24 protein-coding genes are annotated in these 25,004 nt (G+C 65.5%); 17 read left to right on the top strand and 7 right to left on the bottom strand.

What is annotated here, in order from left to right; all coding sequences use genetic code 11:
• Window positions 1-252 precede the first annotated feature (252 nt).
• The 9 genes from MnOB_RS04545 (at window position 253) to MnOB_RS04505 (ending at window position 11,027) form a co-directional block, all read left to right on the top strand.
• Entirely contained in the window at window positions 253-1,896 is a 1,644-nt protein-coding gene (locus MnOB_RS04545; protein ID WP_077522453.1) for a phosphoethanolamine transferase, read from the top strand.
• An 8-nt stretch (window positions 1,897-1,904) separates the two neighbouring features.
• Entirely contained in the window at window positions 1,905-3,179 is a 1,275-nt protein-coding gene (locus tag MnOB_RS04540) for a sensor histidine kinase (protein WP_077522451.1), read from the top strand.
• Between the two features lie 135 nt (window positions 3,180-3,314).
• Window positions 3,315-4,259: an SMP-30/gluconolactonase/LRE family protein gene (locus MnOB_RS04535; protein WP_077522450.1), complete on the top strand. Its 945-nt coding sequence runs from the start codon at window positions 3,315-3,317 to the stop codon at window positions 4,257-4,259.
• A gap of 190 nt (window positions 4,260-4,449) precedes the next feature.
• Complete coding sequence (locus MnOB_RS04530; protein ID WP_077522448.1) at window positions 4,450-5,793, top strand: UDP-glucose dehydrogenase family protein; 1,344 nt, start codon at window positions 4,450-4,452, stop codon at window positions 5,791-5,793.
• Entirely contained in the window at window positions 5,790-6,782 is a 993-nt protein-coding gene (locus tag MnOB_RS04525; RefSeq protein WP_077522446.1) for an NAD-dependent epimerase, read from the top strand. Before MnOB_RS04530 ends, MnOB_RS04525 begins: the two co-directional genes overlap by 4 nt.
• 3 nt (window positions 6,783-6,785) lie before the next feature.
• Entirely contained in the window at window positions 6,786-7,568 is a 783-nt protein-coding gene (locus MnOB_RS04520) for a TVP38/TMEM64 family protein (RefSeq protein ID WP_234358198.1), read from the top strand.
• A 112-nt stretch (window positions 7,569-7,680) separates the two neighbouring features.
• Window positions 7,681-8,421 (top strand): glycosyltransferase family 2 protein, encoded by a 741-nt coding sequence (locus MnOB_RS04515; RefSeq protein ID WP_077522459.1) that lies wholly within the window; start codon window positions 7,681-7,683, stop codon window positions 8,419-8,421.
• Between the two features lie 2 nt (window positions 8,422-8,423).
• A complete protein-coding gene (locus MnOB_RS04510; protein ID WP_077522444.1) occupies window positions 8,424-9,992 on the top strand; it encodes an ArnT family glycosyltransferase in 1,569 nt (522 codons plus the stop codon).
• Between the two features lie 75 nt (window positions 9,993-10,067).
• Entirely contained in the window at window positions 10,068-11,027 is a 960-nt protein-coding gene (locus tag MnOB_RS04505; RefSeq protein ID WP_199824468.1) for an SdiA-regulated domain-containing protein, read from the top strand.
• Here MnOB_RS04505 and MnOB_RS04500 read toward each other — a convergent pair.
• Entirely contained in the window at window positions 11,014-11,745 is a 732-nt protein-coding gene (locus MnOB_RS04500; protein ID WP_077522442.1) for a phosphatase PAP2 family protein, read from the bottom strand. The genes MnOB_RS04505 and MnOB_RS04500 overlap by 14 nt on opposite strands.
• A gap of 117 nt (window positions 11,746-11,862) precedes the next feature.
• Between MnOB_RS04500 and MnOB_RS04495 the strand changes: the two genes are divergently transcribed.
• The 7 genes from MnOB_RS04495 (at window position 11,863) to MnOB_RS04465 (ending at window position 19,812) form a co-directional block, all read left to right on the top strand.
• Window positions 11,863-12,546 carry a response regulator transcription factor gene (locus MnOB_RS04495; protein WP_077522440.1) on the top strand — a complete coding sequence of 228 codons (684 nt, stop codon included), beginning with the start codon at window positions 11,863-11,865 and terminating at the stop codon, window positions 12,544-12,546.
• 415 nt (window positions 12,547-12,961) lie between these two features.
• Complete coding sequence (locus tag MnOB_RS04490; protein WP_077522438.1) at window positions 12,962-14,140, top strand: MFS transporter; 1,179 nt, start codon at window positions 12,962-12,964, stop codon at window positions 14,138-14,140.
• A 106-nt stretch (window positions 14,141-14,246) separates the two neighbouring features.
• Window positions 14,247-14,756 carry a sterol desaturase family protein gene (locus MnOB_RS04485; protein ID WP_107504026.1) on the top strand — a complete coding sequence of 170 codons (510 nt, stop codon included), beginning with the start codon at window positions 14,247-14,249 and terminating at the stop codon, window positions 14,754-14,756.
• 353 nt (window positions 14,757-15,109) lie between these two features.
• Entirely contained in the window at window positions 15,110-16,432 is a 1,323-nt protein-coding gene (locus tag MnOB_RS04480) for an amino acid permease (RefSeq protein ID WP_077522436.1), read from the top strand.
• Entirely contained in the window at window positions 16,425-17,705 is a 1,281-nt protein-coding gene (locus tag MnOB_RS04475; protein WP_077522434.1) for an aspartate aminotransferase family protein, read from the top strand. Before MnOB_RS04480 ends, MnOB_RS04475 begins: the two co-directional genes overlap by 8 nt.
• 10 nt (window positions 17,706-17,715) lie before the next feature.
• Complete coding sequence (locus MnOB_RS04470; RefSeq protein WP_077522432.1) at window positions 17,716-18,735, top strand: phosphotransferase enzyme family protein; 1,020 nt, start codon at window positions 17,716-17,718, stop codon at window positions 18,733-18,735.
• A gap of 123 nt (window positions 18,736-18,858) precedes the next feature.
• Window positions 18,859-19,812 (top strand): helix-turn-helix domain-containing protein, encoded by a 954-nt coding sequence (locus tag MnOB_RS04465; RefSeq protein ID WP_077522430.1) that lies wholly within the window; start codon window positions 18,859-18,861, stop codon window positions 19,810-19,812.
• Here the strand turns inward: MnOB_RS04465 and MnOB_RS04460 are convergent.
• The 6 genes from MnOB_RS04460 to MnOB_RS04435 form a co-directional block, all read right to left on the bottom strand.
• Window positions 19,809-20,024, bottom strand: a complete 216-nt coding sequence (locus tag MnOB_RS04460) for a DUF3820 family protein (RefSeq protein WP_016493095.1) — start codon at window positions 20,022-20,024, stop codon at window positions 19,809-19,811. The genes MnOB_RS04465 and MnOB_RS04460 overlap by 4 nt on opposite strands.
• A gap of 49 nt (window positions 20,025-20,073) precedes the next feature.
• Window positions 20,074-20,400: a DUF190 domain-containing protein gene (locus tag MnOB_RS04455; protein ID WP_077522429.1), complete on the bottom strand. Its 327-nt coding sequence runs from the start codon at window positions 20,398-20,400 to the stop codon at window positions 20,074-20,076.
• Between the two features lie 154 nt (window positions 20,401-20,554).
• A complete protein-coding gene (locus tag MnOB_RS04450; protein ID WP_199824467.1) occupies window positions 20,555-21,298 on the bottom strand; it encodes an SDR family oxidoreductase in 744 nt (247 codons plus the stop codon).
• A 244-nt stretch (window positions 21,299-21,542) separates the two neighbouring features.
• The gene (locus MnOB_RS04445) at window positions 21,543-22,739 is read right to left on the bottom strand and encodes a CynX/NimT family MFS transporter (protein ID WP_077522425.1); all 1,197 of its coding nucleotides are present in this window, start codon (window positions 22,737-22,739) and stop codon (window positions 21,543-21,545) included.
• Window positions 22,726-23,187, bottom strand: a complete 462-nt coding sequence (locus MnOB_RS04440) for a nucleoside deaminase (RefSeq protein WP_077522423.1) — start codon at window positions 23,185-23,187, stop codon at window positions 22,726-22,728. Before MnOB_RS04440 ends, MnOB_RS04445 begins: the two co-directional genes overlap by 14 nt.
• Before the next feature lie 16 nt (window positions 23,188-23,203).
• A complete protein-coding gene (locus tag MnOB_RS04435; RefSeq protein ID WP_077522421.1) occupies window positions 23,204-23,869 on the bottom strand; it encodes an ankyrin repeat domain-containing protein in 666 nt (221 codons plus the stop codon).
• Between the two features lie 104 nt (window positions 23,870-23,973).
• Here MnOB_RS04435 and MnOB_RS04430 point away from each other — a divergent pair, with 104 nt between their 5' ends.
• Window positions 23,974-24,816, top strand: a complete 843-nt coding sequence (locus tag MnOB_RS04430) for a LysR substrate-binding domain-containing protein (protein WP_077522419.1) — start codon at window positions 23,974-23,976, stop codon at window positions 24,814-24,816.
• Window positions 24,817-25,004 lie beyond the last annotated feature (188 nt).

Raw genomic sequence — 25,004 nt, 5'->3', positions numbered from 1 at the left:
ACCGAGGCGCTGATCATCCTGGCACGCAAGCTGGCCAGGATTGCCTTTGCCCTGATGACCAGCCAACAGCCGTATCGGCCCCAGGTCGGCACGGCTGATTGACATGGAATCTCCCACAACAATGCCTGGCCCCCGACATCCCCTTCACAACTCCGACATTTTCCCCAGATTTTCTTCACGAAGTTTTGATTCCGCCGTTCCTACCCTGCGCTCCGTATCCACGAGGGATACGTTGCCCCGAGCGAGCGGCCCATGTTCAAACGCATTTCCATCCGCCCCGAAGCCCTGGCCTTCCTGGCCAGCCTCCTGCTGCTGTCGGCCTACAACTTCCCGCTCTGGCGGCACGTTTTCTCCATCGTCCCGGCCGATTCCGACGGCCTTGGCATGCGCGTGGCCTTCGGCGTCATGGTGCTGGCCATCTTCAACTTCGTGCTCGCCCTGCTCTCCTTCCGCAGGGTCCTCAAGCCGGTGCTGATCTTTCTGTTCCTGGCCAGCTCCGGTGTCGCCTATTTCATGAGCCAGTACGGCGTGCTGATCGACGCCAACATGCTGCGCAATGTCGCAGAAACCGACGTCAATGAAGTTCGCGACCTGCTCTCCTTCAAGCTGCTGCTGTTCATCCTCATCCTCGGTGTGCTGCCAAGCTGGCTGCTGTGGAATCTGCCGGTCCGCCACCAGCCGCTGCGACGCGAGCTGCTGGGCAAACTGGCCCTGGCGGCCGGCTCGCTGACCGTGCTCGGCGTAGTTGCCCTGGCCAACTACCAGGGGTTGGCGTCGCTGCTGCGTAACCATCACGAACTGCGCCTGCTGGTGGTCCCCAGCAACTACCTGAATGCCTCCTTTGGCTACATGCGTGAACAACTGGCGGTGGCCAAGGCGCCGCTGCGCCAGATCGGCACCGACGCGCACAAAGCACCGTCCTGGCAGGCCCACCAGCGCAAGTCGCTGACAGTCCTGGTGGTCGGCGAAAGCGCACGGGCGGAGAATTTCGGCCTCCTCGGCTATGCACGTGACACCACGCCCCTGCTCAGGGCCCAGCAAGGTGTCGTCGCCTTCAGCAACGTGCGCTCCTGCGGCACCGAGACCGCCGTTTCCGTGCCCTGCATGTTCTCCAACATGGGCCGCAGCGACTACGACGCCGCCCAGGCCCGCAGCCAGGAAGGCCTGCTGGACGTGCTCAGGCACGCCGGCCTCGCCGTGACCTGGCGCGACAACCAGTCCGGCTGCAAGGGCACCTGCGACCGCGTTACCCAGGAAAACCTCAGTCACCTGAAAGACCCCGTGCTGTGCAGTGGCGGCGAGTGCCACGATGAAATCCTCCTGAAAGACCTGCAGACCTACATCGACCAGCTCAAGGACGACTCGGTACTGGTCCTGCACCAGATGGGCAGCCACGGTCCGGACTACGCCAAGCGGTATCCCAAGCACTTCGAGAAGTTCACCCCGGTGTGCAACAGCAACGCCTTGAACGACTGCAGCCAGCAAAGCATCGTCAACGCCTACGACAACACACTGGTCTACACCGACTACGTGCTGTCGAACCTGATCGACCTGCTGCGCAGGAACCAGGACAAGGTCGACACGGCCATGGTCTACCTTGCCGACCACGGCGAATCGCTCGGCGAGTACAACCTCTTCCTGCATGGCACGCCCTACCTGCTGGCCCCCGACCAGCAGAAGCACGTGGCCATGCTCACCTGGTTCTCCGACAGCTACCGCAGGGATTTCGCCCTGGACACCGGCTGCCTGGACAAGGAGCGCGACAAGCCACTGAGCCAGGACAACCTCTTCCACTCCATGCTCGGCCTGTTGCAGGTCCAGACCGGGGAATACCACGAAGGCCTGGACCTGTTCGCCGCCTGCCGCACCACCGGCATCGCCGTAGCGAAGGACTAGGCCACGCCATGGGCGGCAAGCAGCCACTTGAGCGGCGGATCATCTTCGCCTTCGTGCTGATGACACTGATCGTCGGCGGCACCTTTTCCCTGGGGATCGTCGCCATCGTGCACTTCATCGAAGAGCACCTGGTGTCAGAGGAGATGGGCCGGGAACTGGACTACGCGATAGACGAGGAACTCAAGCTGGACCCGGCAGCGCGCATCGATGCCAACACCCGTTTCTTCAGCTCCCACAGCGGACGCGATGCCTTGCCGCCGCGCTTCACCGGGCTGCCGGAAGGTTTCTCCGAAGTGCTCGATGGCGACGCAGCCTATTACGTCTTCAAGCGCAGCCATGGCAGCCACGAGGACGTGCTGGTGGAAGAACAGCACGAGTTCGAGGCGCGCGAGCGAGCGTTGTTCGACGTGGTGCTGGCGGGTTTCCTGCTCAGCGTGTTCGGCGCCTGGGGGCTCGGACGCCTACTGGCACGCCGGGTGATGGAGCCCGTGCGACGCCTGGCACAACAGGTTCGCCATCGCGACCAGTTACTGCCCATGGCTCCGCGACTGTCGCCCGACTACCCGGACGACGAGGTCGGTCGGCTGGCCGCCGCCTTCGACGAAACCCTCGGCCAGCTCCGTCATTCGCTGGAGCGCGAGCGCCTGTTCACCAGCGATGTCAGCCATGAACTGCGCACCCCGCTGATGATCATCGCCACCTCCTGCGAGCTCCTGCTGGACGCCCCCGGGCTAACCGCCGGCGAGCGGGCGCAGGTAACCCGTATCGCTCGCGCCAGCGCCGACATGCACGATCTGGTGCAGACCTTCCTGCGCCTGGCGCGGGCCGGACAGGAGGAAGTCGGCCTCGCCGAAAAGGTCGACCTGTCCGGACTCGCCGCCGAGCAATACCGGCAGTGGATGCCCCAGTTCCAAGCCAAAGGCCTGGCCTTCGCCCTGATCGACGAGGGCGCCGGTGCGGACCGCTACGAAGCCCCGCAACTGCGCACGGTGATGTCCAACCTGCTGCGCAATTCCCTTCACTACACTGAACAAGGTGCGGTGCGGCTGATCCTCGCGGCGGACGGTTTCCGGGTCGAAGACAGCGGCCAGGGCATTCCGGAGGAAGAGCAGGAGCGCATTTTCCAGAGTTTCGTTCGCGGCCAGCAGGCGCGCGGCGAAGGCCTGGGCGTGGGGCTTTCCCTGGTCAGGCGTATCTGCCAGCAGCAGGGTTGGGAAGTCCAGGTGGAGTCCAGCCCGGACTCGGGCAGTTGCTTCTCCGTGCACCTTGGCCACGCTCGTTGACATTTTTTTCACGGGCTTTTGACCTCGCTACTACAGCCCGTTATCTAGAGTGACCAGCTCTCCAAATGGATGCGGTGCACCGGGATTCGCCATGTGGCGGGTCTGCGTCCCACGTCCTGAGCGAAGGAGCTCCCCGTGTCCGCCAATACCACCTCACTGCCGCGTCGCCGCTCTCCCTTCCCCAAGCGCTCGCGGCCCGGCGGCCAATGGCTGATGTTGCTTCTCGACCAGCGCATCGCGCGCTGGTTGCTTGGGGCCTTCGCCCTGCTCCTGCTGGTGAGTGCGGGAATACCCGCCTGGCGTCACCTGTTCCCGGCCACGGCCGCACAGGGCTGGCGCTACCAGGTGCACCTCGACGACATCAAACAGGTCAGTGCACTCCTGCCCGATGGTCGCGGCGGACTCTTCCTCAGCCAGGAACTGCAGGACGGCAAGGGACGGATCCTGCATGCTGGGCGAAGCGGACGGAACAGCGAGGTGGAGTCCGGCCTGTCGAAGCCCGATGGCATGGCGCTCTATCGCGGGGGCATCGCCTTCAGCCAGGAACAAGGGGAACACCCGGTGCTCTGGATGAACGACCTGGGTACCCGGCAATTGTTCGTCGCCGACAGCGTCGAGGGGCTGTCCACCGACGGCCACTACCTCTATGCAATTGAAGATCGCCACGGTAACGGCCGATTGCTGCGCTACGACCCGGAAACCGACAGCGTCACCACGCTGCGCAGCGGCCTGGACGAAGCCGAAGCGGTCGCTTTCTGCCCCGATGGCCGCCTGTTCTACAGCGAAAAAACCAGTGGCCAGGTCCGCCTGCTGCAGGACGACGGGCAGGACCCGGTGGCGATCGATGGCTTGCACGAGCCGGGTTTCCTGCTCTGTAACCGGGATGGTCTGTGGGTCACCGAAGATGCCACGCACATGGCCCGCGTGCTACTGCTGGATGCCACGGGAAAGCTGAACGTCGTGCTGTCCCATCTGCGTTCGCCGCAAACCATAGTCGAAACCGCTCCCGGCCGTTACCTGGTCGCCGAACAAGGGCGCAACCGGGTGCTGGAACTGCTGCGGAGCCAGACGCCGCAATGATGATGACCGCCGTCTCACGGGCCTCCCGGGGACTCGGCAAAAAGCTTTCGAAGCGTAGAAACATCAACACACAATTTTCACAATTGTGTCGTTAGGTTAATCCCATACCCGCGAGCGGGGCCGGCTGGGCCGGCACCAGCAAACCAGACAGTCGCCAGACGGGTTCGGGATAACAACTAACAGGCGCACAATGAAGATCACCATTTTCGGTACGGGCTATGTCGGCCTGACCCAGGCTGCCTGCTTGGCTGAAGTAGGCCACACGGTATGTTGCGTGGACGTCGACGAGCGCCGCATCGCGGAGCTCGACCAGGGACTTTCACCGATCTACGAACCCGGCCTGGAGGCCCTGCTCCAGGGCAATCTCGGCGCCGGTCGCCTGCGCTTCACCACTGACGCCGCCGCAGGCGTCGAGTTTGCCAGGGTCATCTTCATCGCCGTGGGCACGCCACCCGACGAAGTTGGCGGCGCCGACCTCCGGTACGTCTTCGCCGTGGCCGACACCATTGCCGAGCACGCCCGCGAAGACAAAGTGGTGATCAACAAGTCCACTTCCCCGGTAGGCACCGCGCAACGCATCAAGGCACGCTTGCAGGAAAGTCTCGCCCGCCGGCACTGCGACCTGCAGATGCAAGTGGTCTCCAATCCCGAGTTCCTCAAGGAAGGCTCCGCCGTGGACGACTGTATGCGCCCGGAGCGGATCATCCTCGGCATCGACGGCGAGCGCGACGTCGAACTCTTCCGCGAACTCTACAAGCCCTTCAGTCGTAACCACGAAAAGCTCATCGTCATGGACAGCCGCAGCGCCGAGCTGACCAAGTACGCGGCCAACAGCATGCTGGCCACCAAGATCTCTTTCATCAACGAGATGGCCAACCTCGCCGAACTTCTGGGCGCGGACATCGAGATGGTGCGTAAAGGCATCGGTTCGGACTCGCGCATCGGCTACGACTTCATCTACGCCGGCTGCGGCTATGGGGGTTCCTGCTTCCCGAAAGACATCCAGGCGCTGCAACGCACCGCCGCCGAGGTGGGCTACCACCCGCAATTGCTGGCAGCAGTGGAATCGGTCAACCACCGCCAGAAGCACAAGGTGTTCGAGAACATCCACCGCCACTACAACGGCAACCTCCGTGGCAAGACCTTCGCGCTCTGGGGCCTGTCCTTCAAACCCAACACCGACGATATGCGCGAGGCACCCAGCCGGGTGCTGCTGGAATCTCTCTGGGCGGCAGGCGCGCGCGTCCGGGCCTTCGACCCGGAAGCCATGCAAGAAGCTCGACGCCTTTATGGCGAGCGCCACGACCTGCACCTGGCCGACTCCAAGGAAGAGGCCCTGGACGACTCCCATGCCCTGGTGATTCTCACCGAGTGGTTGAACTTCCGTGTCGCCGACTTCGGCCTGATCAGTCAGCGCCTGTGCGACAAGGTAGTGTTCGATGGCCGCAACATCTTCGAGCCAACCCACCTGGTCCGGGAAGGACTCGCCTACTACCCGATCGGCCGCGCCGCCGTTGGGCTGGGCCGGCCATGAAGTTCCTGGTCACCGGCGCCGCCGGCTTCATCGGCTTCCACACGAGCCTGCGCCTGTGCCAGGCCGGGCACCAGGTGGTGGGCGTCGACAACCTCAACGACTACTACAGCGTCGACCTCAAGCTCGCCCGCCTGGAGCGTCTGCGCGCGACGCCCGGTTTCTCGTTCCGGAAGCTCGACATCGCCGACCGCGAGGCCCTGCGAGAGCTGTTCCACGAGGAGCGATTCGAGCGCGTCATCCACCTCGCCGCGCAGGCCGGCGTGCGCTATTCGCTGGAAAACCCGAACGCCTACGCCGACTCCAACCTCACCGGATTCGTCAACGTGCTGGAAGGCTGCCGCCAGAACAGCGTGGGCCACCTGGTCTACGCCTCCAGCAGCTCGGTCTACGGCATGAACACCAAGGTGCCCTTCGCCATCGAGGATGCCGTCGACAACCCGGTCTCGCTCTACGCCGCCACCAAGCGCGCCAACGAGCTGATGGCGCACACCTACGCCCATCTCTACCGGCTACCGGTCACCGGCTTGCGCTTCTTCACCGTGTACGGCCCCTGGGGCCGGCCGGACATGGCGCCCTTCAAGTTCACCAAGGCAATCCTCGAAGGCCAGCCCATCGACCTCTACAACGCTGGCGACATGTCGCGGGACTTCACCTACATCGACGACATCGTCGAAGGCATCGTCCGCATCCAGGACTGTCCGCCGCCCTATGCAGACGAATCGGAACAGGTCCGCCAGGGCGCCACCGACAGGCTGTTCAACATCGGCCTGGGCTCGCCCGTGCAGCTCCTCGACTTCGTGGGCTGCATCGAGCAGGCCACCGGCGTCGAAGCCATCAAGCAAATGAAACCCATGCAGCCAGGCGACGTGCCGAAGACCTGGGCCGACGTCAGCGCCCTGGCCCAGCGCACCGGCTTCCGCCCCACCACCGCGTTGCACGAAGGCGTCGCCCATTTCGTCGACTGGTACCGGACCTTCTACGGAGCCTGATGAATGGGAAACGAATCGCACCCGTTGACGCAGATCCGCCAGACGGCCCAAGACAAGGCTCGGGTCGGCATGCGGCCGAGCGCGCAGACGTTGACCACGCGGGCCATGTTCAAGGGGCTGGGCCTGATCCTCAGCCTGGCGCTGATCGGCTACCTGTTCGACCGGAGCGACCTGGGCAACGCCATCAACGAAGCCTGGATCGACGCCCACATCCGCGACCATGGCGTCGAAGGCACCTTGCTGTTCCTGGCGATGGGCGCCGTGTTCACCGCAGTCGGCCTACCCCGGCAGATCATTGCCTTCCTCGCCGGCTACGCCTTCGGCCTGATTCCCGGCACCCTCCTCGGCACCCTGGCGGCGCTGCTCGGCTGCCTGGTCACCTTCCTCTATGCCCGTCTGTTCGGCAGGAACTTCCTGCGTGAGCGGCTCGGCGAGCGTGCCGCGCGGTTTGATCGCTTCGTCCACGAGCATCCCTTCTCGATGACCCTGCTGATCCGCATGTTGCCGGTCGGCAGCAATCTGCTGACCAACCTCGCCGCCGGAATTTCCAGTGCGCGCCTGCTGCCATTCCTCGCCGCCAGCTTCATTGGTTTCCTGCCGCAGACCCTGGTGTTCGCCCTGGTCGGCAGCGGAATCAACGTCGCCCCGGCACTGCGCATCGGCTCCGCCGCCCTTCTCTTCCTGGCCTCCGGAATGCTCGGTGCCTGGCTGTACCGACGACATCGTCCTGGCCTGGGCCTCGATGGCCGGATCGATTCCGCCCGGGCAGAGGCAGAACGATCATGACCCCGAAACCGACGCCAGGGCGCCGCTCGACGCTTCACCGCGCCTCGTGTGGACAGTGCCCAACCCTCAACCGGATCGAACGACTCGAATGAATGCTCTCAACGGACTCAGCATGTCGACCAAGCCCTACGTTTCCGTCCTGATCCCGGCCAAGAACGAGGCCGAGAACCTGCCCTCGCTGCTCGAGGAGGTTCGCCAGGCCCTCGCCCAAGAAGACTTCGAGGTCATCGTGGTCGATGACGGCAGCACGGATAACACCCTCCCTCACCTGCTCGCGCTCCAGCGCGCCGGTTATGCAGAGCTGCGCATCCTCAGCCACGACCGTTCGCTGGGCCAGAGCACCTCGATCTACCATGCCGCCCAGGCTGCGCGTGGCACCTGGCTGGCGACGCTGGATGGCGACGGGCAAAACGACCCGGCAGACATTCGCGGCATGCTGGCCATCGTCCGTGCCCCGGATGCACCACTGAACCTCAAGCTGATCGCCGGGCACCGGGTGAACCGCCGCGACACCGCGAGCAAGCGTTGGGCTTCGCGCTTCGCCAATCGCCTGCGTAGTCGTCTGCTCAAGGACAACACCCCGGACACCGGCTGCGGGATCAAGCTGATCGACCGGGAAGCCTTCCTCCGCCTGCCCTACTTCGACCACATGCACCGCTTCATTCCGGCACTGATCCAGCGCCACCAGGGCGGCATGCTGGTCCATCCGGTCAACCACCGCCCACGCCGCGCCGGGGTCTCCAAGTACGGCAACCTGGACCGCGCCCTGGTGGGCATCCTCGACCTGTTCGGCGTCTGGTGGCTGATCCGCCGCACGCGCTTCAACACCACCGCACGCGAGCTGGAGCGCTGAGCATGGGTCGCACCTCGCCTGCCCTGGACGCAAGCGCCCAGCCCATGCGATTGGTCGGTAGCCAGCGCATTTCGCTGCTGCTCCTGCTGTTGCTCGCTGCGGCCATGATCAGTGCCGGACTGGGCATGCGCCACCCATCCAACGTGGATGAAGAACGCTTCCTCGGTGTGGCACTGGAGATGATCCAGAGCGGCGACTGGCTGATTCCCCATCGAGCCGCCGAGATCTACCCGGACAAGCCGCCGCTGTTCATGTGGGCCATCGCAGGGCTGAGCAAGCTCGGCATTGCCCCCACCATTGCCCTGTTCCTCCCGGCGCTGCTCGCGGGCGTAGTGGCCACCGCCTGCCTGCACGACCTCGGTTCGCGCCTGTGGAATCGCCGCATCGGCCTGATCGCCGGCCTGCTGTTCCTCGCCACCTATCAGACCTACAGCATCCAGCGCGCCGGGCAGATCGACGGCTTCCTCCTGCTCTGGATCGCCATTGGCCTATACGGCATGGTCCGCCACCTGCTGCTCGGGCCGGCCTGGGGCTGGTTCTACGTGGCCTGTGCGGCCATGGGCTTCGGCATCATCAGCAAGGGCGTAGGCTTCCTGCCGGCGCTGATGCTCATTCCCTACGCCTATGCCGCCCGCCGTGGCTGGAGTGGCGTGGCGCGCATGCCCGGTGCAGGCAGCGCCTGGGCGCTGGGCCTGCTGGTCACGCTCGCGGCCATTTGCACCTGGCTGCTGCCGCTGGTCATCAAGGTGACGCTGTATGGCGACGAGGCCAGCCGCGCCTACCTCAGCGAGATCCTCCTGAAGCAGACGGCCAAGCGCTATGCCGACGCCTGGCACCACCGCGAACCCTTCTGGTTCTTCTTCACCCAGGTGATTCCCAAGAACTGGCTGCCCCTCGTACTGGCCCTGCCCTGGCTGGTGCCGGCCTGGCGCCGCCAACTGGCCAAACAGGATGGGCGCTATCTGGTTCTGCTGGGCTGGGTAGTCCTGGTGCTGATTTTCTTCAGCCTCAGCAGCGGCAAGCGCAAGCTCTACATCTACCCGGCCGTGCCCGGTTTGGTGTTGGCCATGGCGCCGCTGGTGCCCTGGCTGCTGCGTCGCTGGTTCGCCCAGCGCCCGCGCGGTAGAAAGATTTTCATCGGCCTGGCCGTCTTCTGGTTCATCGCCTGGTTCGTACGGGGCTATGTCGAGCCGCTCAGGGAAGGCATCAACCCGCGCCAGGTGCTGATGGCCGAAGTGGCCGAGGCCACCGGCGGTGGCGAGCTAATGCTGACCTACTGGCGCGAGGGCCACTGGCTGTACGCACGCCAGCCGCTGGTGCATTTCGGTGTCGGTGCCGCGAACCAGACGGAGAAGGCCGCCGAGTGGTTGCGCGCCAATCCCGTCGGCCATGCCCTGATCCGCCCGTCCGACCTGGCGCGCTGCTTCAAGCCCGACCAGGCCAGGCGCCTCGGCGACGGGGATGACGAAGACTGGTACCTGGTGCAGGCCGATGCCGACAACGGCCAATGCCACGACCCGAGCGCCACAGCGCAACCCTACCGCTTCGCCTGGAAGAAACCGCTCGACTGAAGGACCGCGAACGGATTGCGGCCCCTCCCGTGAGGGGCCAGCGGCCGGCGCTCGTCCGTAGTACAGGAAATAGCCATGAACAGTGCAGTTGAACTCGACAAGTACAGGCTCAAGCCAAGGCACAGATTGCGCTCCTTCAGCCTGTGGGGCCTGGGCCTGGCTGTGGTGCTGCTGGCCGCTGTCGCCTTCAGCAAGTTCCATTGGCACGAGCGCGCCTGGTTCTATGTCAGCAGCCGCCTCGATGCCGGCACATGGGCGGGGCACAGCATCTGGCTGCCCGATTACCGCGTCGACATCGAGGCACGCCCGGTGGCCGGTATCGATGACGACCTGTCGGCCATCGATTTCGCGGCGGACCGCAAGCGTCTGCTGGCGGTGACCAATGCACCGCCCATCAAGCTGGTGGAGATGGACCGCGAGGGCAAGATCGCCGCGCAGTATCCGCTGCAAGGATTCGAGGACGTGGAAGGCCTCGCCTACATGGGTAACGGCCTGGTGGTGGTCACGGATGAAGTCCAGCAGCAACTGGTGTTCTTCCACCTGCCCGAACGTCCTGACCAGGTCATCGACAAGCGGGACGCCCAGACCCTGGCCCTGCCGCTGTCGTCCAGCGCCCACAACAAAGGCTTCGAGGGCGTGGCCTACGACGCCGCGCATGACCGCATCTTCGTCGCCAAGGAACGAGACCCGCGTCGGCTCTTTGCCGTCTCCGGCGTCAAGGCGAGCCTGGGCGGCAAGCTCCAGCTCAAGGTGGAAGACCTCAGCGACTGGATCGATCGCAGCGTCTTCGCCAAGGACATTTCCGACCTGCACTTCGACACCCGGACAAGGCACCTGCTGGTGCTCAGTCATGAATCGAAGCTGGTCATCGAACTCGGCGAGAACGGTGAAATGGTCAGCTTCCGTACCCTGCTCGGGCACATCGGCGACCTGAAGGAAAGCGCGGGCCAGGCCGAAGGCCTGACCCTGGATGATGACGGCACCCTGTACGTGGTCAGCGAACCGAACCTTTTCTACCGTTTCAGGAAGAACTGACGTCCAGCATCCCATCCGCCCTGACGACCGCTTCCAGCGGCGCCGGGCGATAGAGCACGAGGCGGTAGCAGGCCAGGCTGATCATCCAGTCGAACAACAGGGTCCAGACGTTATGGGAGAGGAAGTGCGCGCCCTGCATCATCCGTCCAAGGGAGAACAGGCTGCCGAGGGCCAGCGCGCCCACCAGCGTGGCCCGTGCCAGCCGCGGACGGCGGTCGCGCAGCACGAAGAACAGGGCGAGCAGGCAGAAACCCGCCGAGGCATGGCCACCCGGCCAGCAGCGGCCAGGCTTGTCGACGAAGGGATGCTGACCGAGCAGCGGCGAGTAGGGTTCGACACCGCCGAACTCCGTCAGGCTCCACGGGCATTGCACGGCGGTCACCGCCTTGAGCGGGGTGACGATGGCCGTCGACAGCCCCAGGGCCAGCACCAGGTAGCCCAGCTGACGGCGCCACTGGCGCAGACGGGTGGGCAGCAGGCTGACGAGGAAGCCAGTGATGGCCAGCACGCCGAGGATGATCACAGCCTGCTTGGCGCGGTCGTGCAGCACATCTTCGAGGAAGGCGCTGTGCCGGCCGATGAAGCCGGCCTGCGGGTCGTAGAACAGGTGTGCGAGGGCGAAATCGACGCTGGGTACGTCGACCAGCAGCAGAAGTGCCATGGCGGCCAGCGGCAGCCCGCTCCAGAGCATGAAATTGAAGGGACGCGAATGGGGCATCGGAAGGTCCTTGGACAAGTGGGTCCGCCGCAGTCTGTGCCGACAGGCGTGAGCAACTGGTAAAGGGCTTGTGAAAAAAACATCAACGGCGCCACGGCGCAGGATCGAGGGCAACACGTGCGTGTACTGATCATCGAGGACAACCGCGACATCCTCGCCAATGTGCTGGACTACCTCCAGCTCAAGGGCTACGGCGTCGACTGCGCCCAGGACGGACTGTCGGGGCTGCACCTGGCCACCACTCAGCACTACGACCTGATCGTGCTGGACATCATGCTGCCAGGCCTCGACGGACTGCAGTTGTGCAACCGCCTGCGCCAGGAGGCCCGGCGCGACACGCCGATCATCATGCTCACCGCCCGCGACACCCTGGAAGATCGCCTGGCCGGGCTCAAGTCAGGCGCTGACGACTACCTGGTCAAGCCCTTCGCCCTCTCCGAGCTGGTGGCCCGCATCGAAGCGGTGGTACGCCGCAGCCACGGCGGGCGCAAGATCCGGCTGCAGGTGTCCGACCTCACCTATGACCTCGAGACCCTCCAGGCCACCCGCGCAGGCCAGCGTCTGAAGCTCAACCCCATCGGCCACAAACTGCTCACCACGCTGATGCGCAGGAGCCCGGCCGTAGTACGCCGCGAAGTGCTGGAGGAAGCCCTCTGGGGCGACGACTGCCCGGACAGCGACAGCCTGCGCAGCCATATCCACCAACTGCGCCAGGTGCTCGACAAACCCTACGAGCGGCCCCTGCTGCACACCATCCATGGCGTGGGCTATCGGCTGGCGGATCTGGATAGCAACGATTGACCGTTCGACGGCCGCGGATGAAGCCAATCCGGTAGGGTGCGCCGTGCGCACCGTCGGTTTGACAGAGCATCGAAGCCGATCCCGGAATCCGTGCGCACAGCGCACCCTACGGTCAAGACCGAGCTAACGGGGTCGGCATTGTGCTCGGGGCGAATTCGTCCATACAGGTTCTTGACCTCTTTCTTGCCTAACCTGAAACAGGCAACAACGTAGGATGGGTTGAGCTTGCGAAACCCATGCTGTTCGTCGGAGCCGATGGGTATCGCTTTTTGAGTTCGCCCCGACAGTGAACCGCTGCCGGCACGATCTTTCGCGAGCTAGAACTCGGCGTCCCCCCTCGCTCCTTCAGAAACAAGTCCGCCCTCAACCTTCTTCTCGCCTAACCTGAACCAGGCAGTGCCGACAGGACAGGGACATGCCCGCTTCCACCATCCTTCCCCGCATCCCACGCACGGTCTGGGTACTGGGCTTCGTCAGCCTGTTCATGGACCTGTCCTCCGAACTGGTGCACAGCCTGCTGCCGCTCTTCCTGGTGGGCAGCCTGGGCGCGAGCATGCTGGCGGTCGGGCTGATCGAGGGCGCTGCCGAAGCCACCGCGCTGATCGTCAAGGTCTTCTCCGGGGCCATCAGCGACTTCCTCGGCAAACGCAAGGCACTGGTGCTACTCGGCTATGGCCTGGCAGCCTTGACCAAGCCACTGTTTCCGCTGGCGGGAAGCACCGACCAGGTGCTCTTCGCGCGTCTGCTGGACCGGGTTGGCAAGGGTATTCGTGGCGCGCCGCGGGATGCGTTGATGGCCGACATCGCTCCCGCGCAGATTCGTGGCGCCTGCTTCGGCCTGCGCCAGGCCATGGACACGGTCGGCGCGTTTCTTGGCCCGCTGCTGGCCATCCTGCTGATGATCCTGCTGGCCGGTGATATCGCCCTGGTGCTCTGGTTCGCCGTGCTGCCGGCGCTGGTGTCGGTGTCCCTGATCCTGTTCGGCGTAGAGGAACCCGATGTCGTCCGCCCCGCTCGGCGCCTGCGCTCACCCATCCACTTTCGTGCCTGGAGAAGTTTTTCCCCGGCGTACTGGTGGGTGGTTGGCCTGGGGGCGCTGTTCAGCCTGGCCCGATTCAGCGAGGCGTTCCTGGTGCTGCGGGCGCAGGACGCCGGCTTCTCCACCACCTGGGTGCCGCTGGTCATGGTGGTGATGGCGGGCTTCTACATGCTTTCGGCCTACCCCGCCGGCAAGCTGTCCGACCGCATGCCGCCTGCCGGGCTGCTGGCATTTTCCCTGGCGTTGCTGATCGCTGCCGACCTGCTGCTGGCGTGGGCCGACAACCCCACGCTGCTATTGGCCGGCGTTGCGTTCTGGGGCCTGCACATGGGCTTCAGTCAGGGCATTCTCGCGGCACTGGTGGCCGCGACTACGCCGGCTGACCTCAAGGGTACCGCCTACGGCCTGTTCAACCTGGCCAGCGGCGCCGCCCTGCTGTTGGCCAGCACGCTGGCGGGCTGGCTCTGGCAGAGCCAGGGAGCCGCCAGCACCTTCCTCGCCGGGGCGGCGTTCTGCGTGGCGGCGCTGGTACTGCTGGCGCTGCGTCGACGCTAATCGAAAGTCGGGCTGCCCCCACCGCTCGCCAGCGCGAACCTTGGCTGGATGGCCCGGGGCGGGTGTCGTACTCCGGGTCGCATGGGACGACAACAAGGAGAAGAAAATGCCCTGGTACCTCGAAGCGCTGATCAGCATCCCCGCCGGCCTGCTGCTCGGCAATTTCACCGAATGGTGGTTCCACCGCGTCGTGCTGCACGGCCTGGGCCGCAAGCGCGGCACCTTCTGGAGCTTCCACTTCCACGAACACCACCGCAACGCCCGCCAGAACGACTTCTACGACCCCTGCTATCGACGCCCGCCGCTAGGCTGGCATGCCCAGGGCAAGGAGGCCTGGGCGCTGGTCGTTGCCAGTCTGCTGGTGGCACCGATGATCGTCTGGGCACCCTGGCTGTGCCTGACGCTCTGGTACTGCGCCGGCAACTACTACTTCACCCACAAGAAAGCCCACGACCATCCAGACTGGGCCCGCCAGCACCTGCCCTGGCACTACGACCACCACATGGGTCCCAACCCCCAGGCCAACTGGTGCGTGACCAAACCCTGGTTCGACTGGGTGTTCGGCACGCGGGAGTATTTTGTCGGGACCGCGCGGGAGGTACGGGCGGCGTCCTGAGGTGAGTACTCCCAACCCTCTCCCAGAGGGAGAGGGGGCCGTCCGTGCCATGACTGAGTCCGGCACAAACCTGTAGGAGCGAATTCATTCGCGAAACGCCTGGGACTCCGAGCTACCCGCAACCACCCTCTCCCCCAGCCCCTCTCCCTGAAGGGAGAGGGGTGACTCAGGGCCCACCATCGGTGCCACACCTGTAGGGGCGAATTCATTCGCCAAGCGGGCCGCAGGTCCGCCCCCGCTTCACTTTGCGCATTCCTGATATCGCCGCCGCTTCCCTCGCCTTAACGTCGCCCCCAACAGGCACGGCCATCCCGTGCCTGCTCACGGCACAACAACAAGAAGGAAGCATCGCCATGCTCAAGAAAGCTGTACTCGGGTGGCCCCAGATCGCGGGGCTCGGCATATCGCTGGTCGTCGCCGGCCAGTTCTCCGGCTGGAACTTCGGCCTCGCCGATAACGGCTGGTCCAACATGCTCCTCGCCACCCTGCTGATGGCAGCACTGAGCTGCGGACTGGCGCTGTGCATCAGCGAACTGTCCACCGCCATGCCCCATGCCGGCGGCGTGTTCGCCTATGCCCAGAGCGCCTTCGGCCCCTTCGTCGGCTATCTGGTGGGTTCAGCCTGCGCGCTGGCGCTCACCATCGGCACCGGTGCGGCGGCCACCTTCGTCGCCTCCTACATGGAATCGGTGTTCGGCTTTGGCGGCTGGCCGGTGAAAGTGGCGCTGTTCGCCCTGATCATCGGCATCCACATCCGCGGTGTCGGTGAAGCCCTCGGTGTCACCCTGCTGGCCGGGGCCATCGCCGCCGTGACCCTGCTGGTGTTCGGCGCCGCGATGGTGCCGCAGCTGGATAGCGTCAACCTGCTTGGCACCACGGGGAGCTTTAGCGAGTCCCTCAGTGTGAAGGGCGTCTTCGCCTGCGTGCCGTTCGCGATCTGGATGTTCATCTGCATCGAACAGGTCAGTTCCGCCGCTGAGGAAGCCGCCGATCCGGGCCGCGCCATGTCCCGTGGCATCGCCGCAGCGGTCGGCACCCTGCTGTTGACTGCGGTCACCGTGCTGGTCTGCGCGCCGGGCGCCGCCGGGGTCCAGGTGGTGGGTACGGCCGCCGATCCGCTGTACGCCGCGATGACCCACAGCGGCCGCTACGACGCCTCGAGCTGGCTGGCGCAACTGGTTGGCATTGGCGCCATCTGCGGCCTGCTCGCCACCTTCTTTTCGGTGGTCTATTCCGCCTCCCGACAGCTCTTCGCCCTGTCCCGTGACGGCTACTTCCCGGCAGCCCTGGCGCGGACCAACCGTCGCGGCTCGCCCTATGTGGCGCTCCTGGTGCTGGCCGCCATCGGCCTGCCGCTGACCCTGGTCAGCCCGGAGAAACTGCTGCTGTGCGTGGTACTGCTGCTGTGCACCTGCCACCTGTTCCTGTTCGCCGCCTACATCCGCATGCGCCGCACCCATGCCCACCTGGCGCGTCCGTTCCGGCTCCGTGGCGGTCCGGTGATCGCCGGCCTTGGCATGCTGCTGACGCTGACCGTGATCGCCGCCTGCTTCCAGCTCGAAGTGGAAATGCTCAGCGCCCTCGCCGTGCTGGCCATCGTGCTGGTCATCAACTACCTGGTGCGCGTTGCGCGCGTTACCAAGCCCCTCGCCTCCGAGAATCCCGACAATGTCTGAACTTGATCTCCTGCAACGCCGCTACCGGGCCATGGGCGACCAGTCGCCGCTGTTCTACGACCAGCCCCTGAACCTGGTGAAGGGCCAGGGCGTGTGGCTCTATGACCAGAGCGGCAAGCGCTACCTGGATGTCTACAACAACGTGCCCTGCGTGGGCCACTGCCACCCCCGCGTGGTGGAGGCCATGGCCAGCCAGGCGGCCACCCTGAACATCCACACCCGCTACCTGAACGAGCGGATCGTCGCCTACGCCGAACGCCTGACCCGCACCTTCGATCCGTCGCTGGATTGCGTGATGTTCACCTGCACCGGCAGCGAGGCCAACGAACTGGCCCTGCGCATGGCGCGCTTCTGCACCGGCGGCAAGGGGGTGATCGTCAGCAGCTACAACTACCACGGCAACACCACCAGCCTGGCTGAGGTGACCACCGCCCTGCCCAGCTCCGAGCCGTTCTCGCCCTTCGCCCGTGCGGTGCCGATTCCTTGCCTGTACCGGGCACTGGCCGGCACCACTGCAGCAGAACTGGCCGACCAGTATGTGGCCCGGGTCGCCGAAGCCATCGCCTCGCTCCAGGCCCAGGGCGTGCAACTGGCGGCGATGCTGATCGACACCCTGTTCGCCAACGAGGGCCTGCCGCGCATTCCCGCCGGGTATGTCGAGCGTATCGCGGCGCTGGTCCACGAGGCTGGCGGCCTGTTGATCGTCGATGAAGTCCAGGCCGGCTTCGGTCGCACTGGCGATCACATGTGGGGCCACCAGGCCCACGGCGCGGTACCGGACATCGTCACCATGGGCAAACCCATGGGCAATGGCTTCCCCCTCGCCGGGCTGGTGGCCAGCCGCGAACGGGTGGAGGCCTTCGGTGGACGCAACCTCTACTTCAACACCTTCGGCGGATCGCCGGTGGCCGCTGCCGTGGGCAGTGCGGTCCTCGATGTGATCGAAGACGAACAGCTGCTACGCAACGCCCGCGAAGTCGGCGCGGACCTGGCCAACGGGCTGGAGCGCCTGGCGGGCCAGCATTCGATCATTGGCGATGTGCGCGGCAAGGGCCTGTTCTTCGCCGTCGAGCTGGTACGCGACCGCCAGCAGAAGACGCCGGCGGGTGCCGAGGCGCGGCGTGTCGTCAACCAGATGCGCGAGCGCGGCGTGCTGATCAGCAAGATCGGCCCCGACGACAACCTGCTGAAAATCCGCCCGCCGCTGGTGTTCAACCGCGCCGACGCGGACCTGTTCATCGACACCCTCGACAGCGTACTCCGCGAACTCTGAGAACCGCGCCATGAGCCAATTCCACACCTTCGACCACGACCAGCAGGTCGCCAGCCTCAAGCGCCTGGCGCTCACCGCCCTGGGCCAATGGGATGGCGATTTCGTCCGCCTGGACCTGATCAAGTACCGTGAAAACGCCGTGTTCTGTGCCACCCGAAGCGATGGCCAGCGCAGCGCCCTGCGTGTCCACCGTGATGGCTACCACTCCGAGGAAGCCTTGCGCTCCGAGCTGCAATGGATGGAAGCCCTGGCCGCCGACGGCATCCATGTGCCGCAGATCATCCGCACCCGCGAGGGTGAGCACCTGGCCCGGGTACACAGCGACGAGCTGGGCGAATCGCGCTACATCGACATGCTTGGCTGGCTGGATGGCACCAGCATCGGCTCAGCCGAACATGGCCTGGCGGTGCAGAGCAATGTCGCCGGCCTGTTCTTCGACGCCGGCGCCGTGGCCGCGCGCATCCACCAGAGTTCGGCACGCTGGGTGCAGCCCAACGCCTTCAGCCGCCATGCCTGGGATGAAGAAGGCCTGATCGGCCAGCGCCCGTTCTGGGGCCCCTACTGGGAGCTGGACCTGCTTGAACCGGCACAACGCGAGTTGCTGCAGGCCACTCGTCAGGCGGCACGCGCGGACCTGCGTCGTTACGGGCGCAACCTGGACAACTTCGGCATGATCCACGCCGACCTGGTGCCGGAGAACCTGCTGCTGGATCAGGCCAGGTTGCACCTGATCGACTTCGACGACGCCGGCTTCGGCTGGCATATGTTCGAACTCGCCACGGCGCTGTACTTCTGCCTGGACGACCCGCGCTACACCGAGATCGAAGCGGCACTGCTGGGGGGTTACCACTCGGTCAAACCGCTGACCGAGGCCGACCGCGCCACCCTGCCGCTGTTCCTCGCGCTACGCGGAGTGACCTACCTGGGCTGGATCCACACCCGTCGGGAGAGCCGCACCGCCGAGGAGCTGGCGCCCATGCTGATCGAGCGGGCCTGCCATCTGGCACGGACCTATCTCGATCAGCGATGATCCACCGCGCCAGCGCCTGGCAGGGATGCACAAGCGCCTGGCGCGCATGGAAATGCCCGTTGCGCGGCGCTCCGCCATGATGGCCCGGAGCGTCCGCCAACCGCGTTCGACAGGTGACCCGAAATGACAGGCATTGCCCGACACCAGGCATCCGACTCCGACGAGCTCGCCGGCGCGCTGGCCGGCTGGAGCCAGGACTACACCCAACTGGGTCGTGGCCGGCTGCATGCCGAATTGCTGCACGTCCAGCTCGCCGGGGCGTCATTGATCTACGAGCACTCCAACCTGCACCTACACGAGAACATGACGCCACCACACGGCCAGGTGGTGTTCGGCATTCCGCTGATGGTTTCCTCCGATTCGCTGTTCAATGGTGGAACCCTGGCCGGCGACACCCTGCTGGTACTGGAAGGCGGCGAGGAAATGGAAATCTGCGCGCCCGGCGAGATCGGCATGCTCGGCTTGACGGTGGATCACCGGCTGCTCGCGCAGATCCTCGGGGCCGAGGAGCAGGAACGCCTGGAGCAGGCACTCGGGCGGCGCCGGCTGGATATCTCGCCGTTGGCCGCGCAGCGTCTGCGCGAGGACCTGTGCACATCGATCGGCGCCTTCGAACGCGCGGAATATGACCCGCGTTCCGCTGAGCACGGGGTACGCGCCGTGATGTCCAGCCTCGACTGCGTGCTGCAGGGGCTGGACGAAGTGCTGCGCGGACCGAACCAGCGCGGTACCGCCCTACCCCGCACCCTGGAACAACGCCGCCGCCTGGTGCTGGCGGCGGTGGAGATGATGCAGGCGAACCTCGACCTGCCACTGTCGATGCTCGAACTCTGCCAAGCCCTGAACACCAGCCACCGCACCCTGCAGTACTGCTTCCGGCAGATCAGCCAGGCCACGCCGCAGCAGTTCTTCCTTTCCCTGCGCCTGGCCGAGGCACGCCGCCGGCTCAAACAGGACCCGCAGCAGAGCATCACCACCCTGGCGCTGGACCTGGGCTTTGCCAGTTCCAGCCATTTCTCCTCGCTCTACAAGCGGCTGTATGGCGAACAGCCGTCCCTGACCGGGCGCCGCGGTTAGCGCTTCTTGCGCAGCGGTTCGAGGAGCGGTTTCAGGCCATTGTGGTCGATCTCCTGCATCAACATCAGCAGCCGGCCGATCTCGCCCTTGGGGAAGCCTTCGCGGGCGAACCAGTTGAGGTAATGACCGGGCAGGTCGGCGAGCAGGCGGCCCTTGTACTTGCCGTAGGGCATTTCGCGAGTGACCAGGAGCAGCAGGTCTTCGGGGTTCATCGGGTGGCCTTGCAGGTGGAAAGAGCGGCGATTGTCGCAGAGCCGCGCCTCAGGCATCCACCGGTACACCCAGCAGGCCGAACTCTGCCGGCACCTTCACGTAGAACAGGCTCACGCCCTCTTCTTCCAGGCGTTTCAGCAAGGCGTCGCACTCAGCCTCGGTGAGCGCCAGGAGAATCAGCATCGGCTGGTCGGCCATCTCGAAGAAGTGGTGGGAATGTATTTGCCGGGTGTGTCCGAAGCCCTCGATCCCGGAAACCAGCGTCGCGCCACGCAGGCCCATGTCCATGGCCTGGCCGACAATCCAGTCGGCCAGCATCTTGCCCTGATGTCGGCGGTTCTGCTGGGTGTAGAGGGTGAGCTGAAAACCGTTCATGCGACCTCCAATAGAGCCTGCTCACGATCGCGCGAGCTAGAGAAGAACAAGGCGCGAATGGCCGAGGGCGCGGAGTTTACGAGCTGTAAATGAGCAAGCCCGAGGCCATTCGCAACGCAGTTATTCCGACGCGCAGCCGATCGTGGGCAGGCTCTTAGACGATGCCGCCGTTGGCCCGCAGGGTCTGGCCATTCACCCATGCACCTTCCGGCCCGACCAGGAAGGCCACCAGGTTGGCAATGTCCTCGGGATTGCCCAGACGCTCCAGCGGCGCCTGCTTGGTCAGGCGTTCCACCAGCTCCGGGGGCTTGCCATCGAGGAACAGGTTGGTTGCAGTGGGGCCCGGCGCGACGCAGTTCACCGAGATGTTCCGCCCTCGCAGCTCGCGGGCGAAGATCGCGCTCATGGTCTCCACGGCAGACTTGGAAGCGGCGTAAATCGCATAGCCCGGCAGGCTCAACCCAACCACGCTGCTGGACAGGTTGACGATACGGCCGCCACTACGCAGGCGCGTGGCGGCCATCTTGAGGGTGTTGAAGGTGCCACGGGTGTTGATGGCGAACAGGCGGTCGTAGAGGGCTATTTCGGTGTCGGCCAACGGGACCAGCCCCGGCTGGATGACGCCGGCGTTGTTCACCAGGATGTCGATGGCGCCGTACTCCATTTCCGTCTGGTCGAACAGCACCGCGACCGCCACCGGGTCACTGACATCAGCCAGCACGGGGTAGGCCTTTCCTCCTGCCCGTCTGATCTCATCCACCACTCGTTCGGCGGATTCCGGCCGCGAGGCGTAATTGACCACCACCTGGATTCCTTCGGCGGCCAGGCGTCGCGCGATGGCGGCACCGATACCCCGAGACGCCCCGGTGACGATGGCTGTTCTGGCAGTTTCTGACATGCGGCTCTCCCGGACAGGCCCTCGAAGCCACGACTGGTGCCGCGTGTGGGGCCTTTTCAGTGGTATAGCCGCAGATGGCGCGCCGTGCGGGACCGGTTATCCGGCGCCGGCCTGCAGGGGCGAATCATTCCTCGGGCTCAAGGTCCGCCCCTGCCGCTAGGTCTGGATCGTAGGGTGCGCTGCGCGCACCGATTCCGGGATCGGCTTCGGCACCCCGTCAAACCGCTGGTGCGCACGGCGCACCCTACCCCAATCCGGGAACCGGCTCCTTGACCACTGCCGGTCGATAGCTGGCCGGACTGAACAGCCGGGTCAGCCCGAGCATCAGCACCGCGCCGACCACCAGCACCAGCCAGGCGGCGGCGAAGCTGCCGGTGAGTTCCCGCAGAAAGCCGCTGAGCCAGGGCGACACGGCGTTGATCAGGAAGCCCACGCCCTGCACGAAGGCCGCCAGTTGGCCCGCCTCGCGGGGATCGCGTCGGTGGTCGAGGGTAAGGATCAGGCTGAGGGCGAAGCAGGCGCCCAGGCCGAAGCCGATCAGGGCGATCCACAGGGCGAACAGTTCCAGCGGCGCCCAGATCAGGCCGGCGAAGCCCACCGCCTGGGCAATCAGGCTCACCGACAGCAGCGGCCGGCGGTCCGTGCCGCGCTGTGCCAGGGCGGGCATACCCAGCGCCGCAATCACCTGGAAGATGGTCATGAAGGCGAGCAGCGAGCCGCTTCGGGTCGGGCTCCAGCCGAGCTGCTGATAGTAGGCGGGCAGCCAGGCCACCATGCTCATGTAGCCGCAGTTGACCAGGCCGAAATAAAGCGCCAGCAGCCAGGCCCGACGATTACCGGTAAAGCGCGCGGCCCGGCCTGAGCTGGCCGGCGCGGAACCCGGCATGGGACGCGCCAGCCACAGCACCAGGGCCAGCAGCGCCGGCACCAGCCAGAGGCCAAGGCCGGCTTGCCAGTGCTCGAAGTGGTGGGCGAGCAGCGGGCTGAACAACGCCGCCAGACCGCCGCCTGCCATCAGCGATGCCGAATAAACGCCCATGGCCAGCGCCACCCGGCCTTCGAAGCGGCGCTTGATCACCGCAGGCAACAATGCCTGGATCAGCGCCACCCCTGCGCCGCCCAGCAACGCGGTTGCCAACAGCGGTCCGGCCTGGCCGAGGAGCAATCGCGCCATGCAGGCACCTGCGATCAATGCCAGGCCCAGACCGATACCGCGCCGCTCACCGAGCCCCCCCAGCCGGTTGCTCAGCAACGCCACCAGGCCCATGCAGACGACCGGCAACGTGGTCAGCAGCGCGGCGGTCTGGAAACCCATGCCGGTGGCGCTGCGGATATCCGCCAGTAACGGACTGACCGAAGCGAGGATGGGCCGCAGGTTCAAACCAAGGACGATGAGCAACGCCCAGCCGGCGAAGTTTTCAAGGCGTTCAGCGCGCAGCATGCAGGGCCTGCCAGCGGGCGTAGATTTCGCGCATGGCCGCTTGCGGCAGGTGCTGGATATCCAGCTTCTGGGCCTCCAGCGGCAGGGCCATCTGCTGGTAGACGGCCGCAGTAGACAGGCCGAAGGGCTCACCCACGGCATTCGCCGCAGCGAACACCACGCGGCTCACACCGCACATATGCATGGCCGCCAGGCACATCGGGCACGGCTGGCCGCTGGCGTAGATCACGCAACCGTCCAGGCGCGGCCCCAAACGCTGGCTGGCGGCGCGAATGGCCTGTAGTTCTGCGTGGCAAGTCGGGTCCTGGGTCAGGTGGATTTCGTTGACCGCGCGGGCCAGAACCTCACCGTCGCGCACCAGCAGCGCGCCGAACGGACGGCCGCCCTGCTCCACATTCTGCCGTGCCAGTTCCACGGCCTGTTCCAGGTAGTTGTGATCATCAGACATGGGAGAACTCCATCAATCAGCGGGCGCCAGCGGCGCGCAATCTGGCGGCGATGGCCGACTGGCCGCGCTGCTCGGCATGTTGCAAGGGGGTGACGCCGTCCTTGTCGGGCAGGTCGAGGTCGGCATCGGCGGCGATCAGCAGGTCGACGATGCGCTGATGAGCCAGGCCGCCGTCGCCTAGCAGCACGGCTTCCAGCAGGCAGGTCCAGCCCAGCTTGTTGACGTGGTCGAGGTCGACGCCAGCGGCGATCAGGGTGCGCACGGTGTCCACATGGCCGCGCTCGCAGGCGGGAATCAACGCGGTGCCGCCGAAGCGATTGGTGCTGCGCAGGTCGGCGCCATGGGCGAGGGTCAGTTCGAGGATCTGCTGGTGGCCGCTGGCACCGGCCAGCAGGTAGGGGCTGTCCTGCATGCGGTTCTGCAGATTGACGTCGGCACCAGCGTCGATCAGCCGACGCGCCACTTCGACCTGGTTCCCGGCCGTGGCGAGCAGCAAGGGCGTGTTGCCCTCGGCGTCACGCACATCCACCGAGACGCCCTGTTCCAGCAGCTTGTCGACTTTGGCGAGGTCGCCCGTCCCGGCTGCCTGCAGCAGGCTCCGTGCGGCGTCATCGGCGTTCGCCTGGCCCGCCAGCAGCAAGCCGGTGGCAAGGAGCAGGCAGTGGGTGAGTCGGGCTTTCATGGTTCGCCTCCGCGCTTCGTCGAATGGGCGAAATTATGTCCATCTGGTCAGGTATTCTGAAATTAAATATAACCATGCCTATCAGTGTCAGTAGGAATACATGAATGTTCGATCCCCTCCTCCTGCGCAGCTTCGTGGCCGTCGCCGACTGCGGTAATTTCACCCGTGCCGCCGAGCGCCTGCACCTCACCCAGTCCACCGTCAGCCAGCAATTGCGCCGGCTGGAGGAAAGCCTTGGCTGTCGTCTGCTCGACCGCAGCCAGCGTCAGGTGGTGGCGACCGCCGAGGGGGAACAACTGCTCGGCTACGCCCGGCGCATCCTCGCTTTGCAGGAGGAAGCCGCTGAAGTGCTGCGCCACCAACCCGGTAGCGGCGTACTACGCCTGGGCGTGCCCGAGGATTTTGCGGCAGAACGCCTGATGCCGGTACTCGCGGAATTTTCCGCCGCCTGGCCCGGTGTGCGCCTCGAGGTGACCAGCGGCCTCAGCCCGGAACTGCTGCGTCTGTACCAGGGTGGCGAGTTCGATTTGTTGCTGGTCAAGCGCATGGGGGACGGCGGCGACAGCCTGGCGTCGTGGCCGGAGCCCCTGGGCTGGGTGGACAGTGCCAGCCAGCCGGTATTCGGCCGCGAGCCGCTGCCACTGGTGGTGTTTCCGCCTGGCGGGCTCTACCGCAATGAGATGCTCCATGGCCTGGACGTACAGGGCCGGCGCTGGCGCATCGCTTACTCCAGCGCCAGCCTGGCCAGCGTGCGCGCGGCGGTGGCGGCGGGGTTGGGCGTGAGTCTGCTGCCATTGCGTGTGCTGGGGCTGGAGCATCGGCTGCTCGGCAAGGCGGAGGATCTGCCAGAGATTCAGGGACTGCGGCTAGCGCTCTATGGACGGACGGGGTTGGGGCGTGCGGGGGATGAATTGGTGGGACGATTGAAGGCGTTGTGTGGTGGTTGAGTGCGGCAGCTGGCCGGCTATCGATGGGTTTCGCTTCGCTCTACGCCATCCTACGAATGCGTACCGGGCTGGGCCCACCGTTGTAGGGGCGAATTCATTCGCGAATGAATTCGCTTGTATGGCCTAGGGTGAAACCTGTCGGGGGCGGAGGGACCGAATTTGCTTCTGCTAGCCAGACTGTGGGAGAC

The sequence above is a fragment of the Metapseudomonas resinovorans genome (genome assembly GCF_002003485.1).
Classification (GTDB): domain Bacteria; phylum Pseudomonadota; class Gammaproteobacteria; order Pseudomonadales; family Pseudomonadaceae; genus Metapseudomonas; species Metapseudomonas resinovorans_D.
Note: the sequence above shows the minus strand (reverse complement) of the source record. Positions and strands in the feature narration are given on the sequence as shown.